This is a genomic window from Bradyrhizobium sp., from assembly GCF_016462955.1.
Lineage (GTDB): Bacteria > Pseudomonadota > Alphaproteobacteria > Rhizobiales > Xanthobacteraceae > Bradyrhizobium.
Genome location: NZ_JAEMSD010000427.1, coordinates 1 through 6,018, shown reverse-complemented (window position 1 = coordinate 6,018; position 6,018 = coordinate 1). Strand labels below are relative to the sequence as shown.

The window sequence follows — 6,018 nt, the reverse complement described above, 5'->3', positions numbered from 1 at the left end:
TATTTCCTGGCCGTGTAGACGAACGGCGCGTCCCAGCTCCAGCCGTCGGTGCCGGTCAGCCGCACGCCGCGTTCGAGCAGGTACATGGTGGCTTCATAGCCCATGCCGCAGCCCGAGTTGACGTAGTCGGTCATGCCGAACTTTGCGCCGGCGCTGGTGTTGACGACCACGATCTCCAGCGGCGACAGCGTGTGTCCAATGCGATTCAACTCGTTCTCGACGTCGGCGGCGCTCGCCACATAGCCGTCGGGCAGGTGCCGGAAGTCGAGCTTCACGCCGGGCTGGAAGCACCAGTCCAGCGGCACCTCGTCGATCGTCCACGACCGCTCGCCACGGTTCATGGTCGGATGGAAGTGCCAGGGCGCATCGAGATGGGTGCCGTTGTGGGTGGACAATGAGACCTGCTCGACGGCCCAGCCCTGGCCGTCCGGAAGGTCTTCCGCCTTCAGGCCGTCGAAGAACTGCAGCATGCGCGGCAGGCCCTGCTGATGATCGATATACTGGATGGTCGGGTGATTGCCTGGCGGATCGGCCGTCACATCGTTCCTGAGCGGCACCGAAATATCGATCAGCTTGCGCGGCATAGGCATTCCCTCGACCTGGTTCCGGCGTTTCCGGCATCTTGCGGGGCCGTCATCGGCGGCGTCAAGTCACGTCGTCTTCATGGTGCGTCAGATCGATCGATGCAACTCCTGCATCGATCGATGCCGATAAGCTCGCATCGTCGCTGTGGCTGCCACGCCTCTTGATGGGCTACAAGGGGACAACATCACGGAGAAGTAATCAGTGACTGACTATCGCAAGCTCTTCGATCTCACTGGCAAGACCGCAGTCGTTCTCGGCGCCGCCTCCGGCATCGGCAGATCGTCGGCCGAGGCGCTTGCAGATCTCGGCGCCCGCGTGATCTGCGCCGATCGTGCGCTAGACGCGGCGGAGGCGACCGCCTCCGGCATTCGCGACAAGGGCGGCTGGGCGGAGGCAGCTGGCTGCGACGCCGCGAGCGCTGCGGACGTCAACGCGCTGGCGAAAACCGTGATGAAGAAGTTTCCGCGGCTCGACATCGCCGTGACGACACCGGGGCTCAACATCCGCAAGACCATTCTCGACTACACCGAGGAGGATCTCGACCGCGTCCTCAATCTCAACGTCAAGGGCACGGTGTGGTTCTTCCAGGCCTTCGGCCGCATCATGGTTGCGCAAAAGGGCGGCAGCATCATCGCCTGCTCCTCGGTCCGCGCGGTCACCATCGAGCCCGGCCTCGGCGTCTACGGCTCGACCAAGGCGGCGATCGGCCTCCTGGTGAAGGGCTTTGCCTCCGAGGTCGGCCACGCTGGCGTGCGTGTCAACGCGATTGCGCCGAGCATCGCCGAGACCGCACTGACCGGCCCGTTCAAGCAGCGCCCCGACATCTACAATCTCTACGCCGGGCACACCGTGTTCAACCGCTGGAGCAGCGCCGACGAGGTTGCAACCGCAGTCGCCTATCTCGCATCGGACGCGGCGAGCTATGTCAGCGGCAGCACGCTGTTCGTCGATGGCGGCTGGACCGCCGTCGACGGCCCGCCGACCGGTCTCACCCAACTGCACAAGTAGCGCGGCCCGTTTCGACATTGCGCCGGCGCGTCACGGCCGCTGTTTGGCCGGACGGGGCCGTCTTCGCGGCCGCAGCAGGAACCGCGCCGCGCGCGATTTGAGCAAATCGCATGGGCGTTGCCGGATAAATGCCCTCGGCTGGCTGGTATTTTGGTGTTACGAATCCCGCCATGAACCAGCACGCCAAGATCGAAATCCGCCATTCGACCTGTCCGCATGATTGCCCCTCGGCCTGCGCCCTCGATGTCGAGGTGATCGAAGGCCGCAGCATCGGTCGCGTCCGAGGTTCGAAAAAGCAGACCTATACGGCCGGCGTGGTCTGCGCCAAGGTCGCCCGTTACGCCGAGCGCATCCATCACCCCGAGCGGCTGATGTATCCGATGCGCCGAACGGGGGCGAAGGGCTCCGGACAGTTCGCACGGATCTCCTGGGACGAAGCGCTGGACGAGATCGCGCATCGCTTCAACGAAGCCGAGCGCGAGTTCGGCGCGGAATCGGTCTGGCCGTACTACTACGCCGGCACCATGGGCCTGGTGATGCGCGACGGCCTCAACCGCCTCACTCACGTGAAGAAATATTCGCGCTTCTATCAGACCATCTGCGCCAATGTCGCGCGCATCGGCTTTGCGATCGGCACCGGCAAGATCGCCGGCGTCGATCCGCGCGAGATGGCGCTGTCCGACCTCGTCGTGATCTGGGGCACCAACCCCGTCAACACCCAGGTCAACGTGATGACCCACGCCTCACGCGCGCGCAAGGAGCGCGGCGCGAAGATCGCGGCGGTCGACATCTACGACAACGACACCATGAAACAGGCTGATATCAAGATCATCCTGCGTCCGGGCACCGATGGGGCCTTTGCGTGCGGCGTGATGCACGTGCTGTTCCGCGACGGTTATGCCGATCGCGCTTATATGGACAAATACACCGATTGCCCCGCCGAGCTCGAGGCACATCTCGAGACGCGCACGCCGGAATGGGCGTCCGCTATTTGCGGCGTACCGGTGGGGGAGATCGAGGCCTTTGCCAAGGCGGTCGGCGAGACCAAGCGAACCTTCTTCCGCTTTGGCTACGGCTTTACGCGCAGCCGCAACGGCGCGACGCAGATGCACGCGGCCAATTGCATTCCCGCGGTCACCGGCGCCTGGCAGTATGAAGGCGGTGGCGCCTTCTTCAACAATTTCGCGCTGTGGCACTTCAACGAATCCATCATCGAAGGCCATGATGCGATCGACAAGACCACGCGCGCGCTGGACCAGTCGCAGATCGGCCGCATCCTCACCGGCGATGCCGAAGCCCTCCAGGGCAGGGGACCGGTCAAGGCGATGCTGATCCAGAACACCAACCCCGTGACGGTGGCGCCGGAGCAGTCGCTGGTCCGGCAGGGCTTTGCGCGCGAGGACCTGTTCGTCGCGGTGCACGAGCAGTTCATGACCGAGACGGCGCAGATGGCCGACATCGTGCTGCCGGCCACCATGTTCATGGAGCATGACGATCTCTATTACGGCGGCGGCCACCAGCACATCTCGGTGGGGCCGAAGCTGATCGATCCGCCCGGCGAATGCCGCTCCAACCACGAGGTGTTGCAGGCGCTGGCGCCGCGGCTCGGCGCCAGGCATCCGGGCTTCGAGATGACGCCCCGCGAATTGATCGACGCGACCTTGAGGCTGAGCAATCACGGCGACATCGCCGGCCTCGAAGCCGATCTCTGGCGCGACCTGCAGCCGGATTTCCGCACCTCGCATTATCTCGACGGATTTGCCCATGCCGACGGCAAGTTCCATTTCAAGGCCGATTGGGCGCATCCGCCGTTCGGCCAGACCATGGGCGATTTCGACAAGATGCCTGCTCTGCCGGACCATTGGGCGGTGATCGAGCACATCGACCAGGCCCATCCGTTCCGGCTCGCGACGAGCCCCTCGCGCAGCTTCCTCAACACCACGTTCAACGAAACGCCGTCCTCGCAAGCGCGCGAGGGCAGGGCCAGCGTGATGATCCATCCTCTCGATGCGGCAGCGCTCGACATTGCCGATGGCGATGCCGTGACGCTCGGCAACGGTCGCGGCGAGACGACGTTGATCGCGACGCTGTTCGATGGGGTACGGCGCGGTGTGCTCATCGCCGAATCCGTTCACCCCAACAAGAACCATGTCGGCGGCCGTGGCATCAACATGCTGACGGGCGCGGACACCGTTGCGCCGATCGGCGGCGCGGCCTTCCACGACAACAAGGTCTGGATCAGCAAAGCAGCCGCGGTTTGAGGCGCGCTGACGCTTCGATCGCGCTGCAAATTGCGTCGAGGCGCTAAAGCGGGAGCCTCTCTGCAAATTGCCCTTGCACCTCCTGCCCGAGCTGCCGCAAATGGCCGCAAACGGAGCCAAGGAAGCGAGCGTGCCATGAGCGACACCACAGCAATCATCACCGAGAAGCGCGGGCAGGCATTCTGGATCACCATCAACCGGCCGGAGAAGCGCAACGCGCTGAATGGCGACGTCATCGCCGGCATCACCAAGGGCTATCGCGAGGCTCATGACGACAAGGACGTTCGCGTCATCGTGCTGACGGGCGCGGGCGACAAGGCATTCTGCGCGGGCGCGGACCTGCAGAATTCCGGCGCGGCCTTCGCGATGGATCATTCCAGGCCGAACGTCGATTATGCCGACCTGCTGCGCCTGTCGCAGAACGCCACCAAGCCGGCGATTGCGCGCGTCGGCGGGGTCTGCATGGCCGGCGGCATGGGCCTGTTGTGCATGACCGACATGGCGATTGCCGCCGACAACGTCATCTTCGGCCTGCCGGAGGTCAAGGTCGGCGTGTTCCCGATGCAGGTGCTGAGCCTGCTCCAGCGCATCGCACCGGCGCGCCTCGTCAACGAATGGGCGCTCACGGGCGAACCGTTCGACGCCAGGGCCGCGCTGGCCGCGGGCCTCCTCAACCACGTCGTGCCCGCCGCCGAGCTCGATGCCAAGGTCGACTGGCTGATCGGCCGCATCGTCGACAAGTCCCCGACCGCGATCCGCCGCGGCAAATACGCCATGCGCGCCATCTCAGCGATGTCGTTCGACGAGAGCATCGCCTACACCGAAAGCCAGATCGCACTGCTCGCCATGACCGAGGACGCCAAGGAAGGCCTGAAGGCGTTCAGCGAGAAGCGCAAGCCGGTCTGGACGGGGAGGTAGAAGAGGGCACCGCTCGCGTGTCCCGGACGCGGCCGCCGCGCGTGCCGCATCCTCCGCCGTCATTCCGGGGCGTGCGTAGCGCGAGCCCGGAATCCATCGTGCAACAGGCAATACGGAGAAATGGATTCCGGGCTCGCGCCAAGTTGGCGCGCCTCGGAACGACGATCTCATCCCGCGTTCGCCTTCAGTCCCGCGGCCTGAATGCCGGCCACCGCACAGGCCTCGTCATTGTCAGACGTATCGCCTGAGACGCCGACCGCGCCGAGCAGCGTCGCGCCGTCCAGGATCAGCACGCCGCCGGGCACCGGCACCAGCGCGCCCTTGGCAATCGTGTTCACGGCATCGATGAAATAGGCCTGCTCCTGCGCGCGCTGGAACAGGGCGCGCGAGCCCATGCCCATGGCGAGCGCGCCATAGGCCTTGCCGTGCGCGATCTCGGCGCGCATCAGGCTTGTGCCGTCCTGCGCGGCTGCGAGCTTGAGCACGCCGCGCGCGTCCAGGATGGTGACCACCAGCGGCTTCAGCTTGAGCTCGCCAGCCTTTGCAAAGGCGGCATCGAGGATCTTGCGGGCGGTATCGAGGGTGAGGTCAGTCATTGGCTGGCTTCCTTTGCACGGGGAGTGGAGTTGATGTCGGCGCGATCGAGGCTCATCGCCAGCACGCGTGCGACGTGCAGCGCTTCGCGCTGCGCGCCGTCGTGAATCTGGTGCCGGCATGAGGTGCCGTCGGCGACGACCAAAGTATTCTTGTCCGCGCGCCGCACGGCCGGCAGCAGCGACAGCTCGGCCATTTCGATCGAGGCATCGTATGTGTCCGCGCCATAGCCGAACGCGCCGGCCATGCCGCAGCAGCTCGACTCGATGGTCTCGACCTTGAGGCCCGGGACGAGCCGCAGCACCTGCTCGACCGGCTTGAAGGCACCGAACGATTTTTGATGGCAGTGGCCGTGCACGATCGCTTTGTCCGCGACGGCGCCGAGCGGCAGTTGCAGCCGGCCGGCCTCGGCCTCGCGCACCAGGAATTCCTCGAAGGTGAGAGCATGAGCGCTGATGGCCTTGGCGTCGTTGTCCTTGCGCAGCGAAGCCAGCTCGTCGCGCAGCGTCAGCAGGCAGCTCGGCTCGAGGCCGACGATCGGCACGCCGCGCGCGGCGAAGGGCGCGAAGGCGGCGACGAGACGGTCGAGCTCGGACCTCGCTTCATCGACGAGACCCGCGGACAGGAAAGTGCGGCCGCAGCAGAGCGGGCG

5 protein-coding genes and 1 pseudogene are annotated in these 6,018 nt (G+C 65.5%); 3 read left to right on the top strand and 3 right to left on the bottom strand.

The genetic code is table 11. From position 1 onward, the window contains the following. On the bottom strand, positions 1-584 hold a 584-nt coding region (locus JHD07_RS30605; protein WP_291628903.1), incomplete at its 3' end, for a cyclase family protein. Positions 585-786: 202 nt separating this feature from the next. On the opposite strand from JHD07_RS30605, the gene JHD07_RS30600 reads away from it, so the two are divergent. The 3 genes from JHD07_RS30600 to JHD07_RS30590 all read left to right on the top strand — a co-directional run bounded on the left by JHD07_RS30600 (position 787) and on the right by JHD07_RS30590 (position 4,772). Further along, positions 787-1,593: an SDR family oxidoreductase gene (locus tag JHD07_RS30600; protein ID WP_291628901.1), complete on the top strand. Its 807-nt coding sequence runs from the start codon at positions 787-789 to the stop codon at positions 1,591-1,593. Positions 1,594-1,763: 170 nt separating this feature from the next. Next, positions 1,764-3,854 carry a molybdopterin oxidoreductase family protein gene (locus JHD07_RS30595; protein ID WP_291628899.1) on the top strand — a complete coding sequence of 697 codons (2,091 nt, stop codon included), beginning with the start codon at positions 1,764-1,766 and terminating at the stop codon, positions 3,852-3,854. A gap of 135 nt (positions 3,855-3,989) precedes the next feature. Then, the gene (locus JHD07_RS30590) at positions 3,990-4,772 is read left to right on the top strand and encodes an enoyl-CoA hydratase/isomerase family protein (protein WP_291628898.1); all 783 of its coding nucleotides are present in this window, start codon (positions 3,990-3,992) and stop codon (positions 4,770-4,772) included. Positions 4,773-4,939: 167 nt separating this feature from the next. Here JHD07_RS30590 and JHD07_RS30585 read toward each other — a convergent pair whose 3' ends face one another. Both JHD07_RS30585 and JHD07_RS30580 read right to left on the bottom strand, forming a co-directional pair. Continuing rightward, positions 4,940-5,368 carry a heme-binding protein gene (locus JHD07_RS30585; RefSeq protein ID WP_291628895.1) on the bottom strand — a complete coding sequence of 143 codons (429 nt, stop codon included), beginning with the start codon at positions 5,366-5,368 and terminating at the stop codon, positions 4,940-4,942. Beyond that, positions 5,365-6,018, bottom strand: a pseudogene (locus JHD07_RS30580) (FAD-binding oxidoreductase); the annotation flags it as partial. The gene JHD07_RS30585 and the pseudogene JHD07_RS30580, both read right to left, overlap by 4 nt.